The sequence below is a fragment of the Streptomyces sp. CAI-85 genome, from assembly GCF_013363615.1.
Classification (GTDB): Bacteria; Actinomycetota; Actinomycetes; order Streptomycetales; family Streptomycetaceae; genus Streptomyces; species Streptomyces antibioticus_B.
Genome location: NZ_JAANNX010000268.1, coordinates 1 through 554 on the forward strand (window position 1 = coordinate 1; position 554 = coordinate 554).

The 554-nt window shown below is 66.8% G+C and carries 1 protein-coding gene; it reads left to right on the plus strand.

Annotation, left to right across the window (positions count from 1 at the left end; translation table 11 throughout):
- A partial coding sequence (rpoA, locus tag G6W55_RS38195; protein ID WP_175525126.1) for a DNA-directed RNA polymerase subunit alpha occupies positions 1-554 on the plus strand: 554 nt, incomplete at both ends.

Genomic DNA, 554 nt, shown 5'->3' on the forward strand with positions numbered 1-554 from the left:
TTCCGCTCCCGGTTCGTGATCGAGCCGCTGGAGCCGGGCTTCGGCTACACCCTCGGCAACTCCCTCCGCCGGACCCTCCTCTCCTCGATCCCGGGTGCGGCGGTCACGTCCATCCGTATCGACGGCGTGCTGCACGAGTTCACCACCGTGCCGGGCGTCAAGGAGGACGTCACCGACCTGATCCTCAACATCAAGCAGCTCGTCGTCTCCTCGGAGCACGACGAGCCGGTCGTGATGTACCTGCGCAAGCAGGGCCCGGGTCTGGTCACCGCCGCCGACATCGCGCCCCCGGCCGGTGTCGAGGTGCACAACCCCGACCTCGTCCTCGCCACGCTCAACGGCAAGGGCAAGCTGGAGATGGAGCTGACGGTCGAGCGCGGCCGCGGTTACGTCTCCGCCGTGCAGAACAAGCAGGTCGGTCAGGAGATCGGGCGCATCCCGGTCGACTCGATCTACTCGCCGGTTCTCAAGGTCACGTACAAGGTCGAGGCCACGCGTGTCGAGCAGCGCACCGACTTCGACAAGCTGATCGTCGACGTCGAGACCAAGCAGGC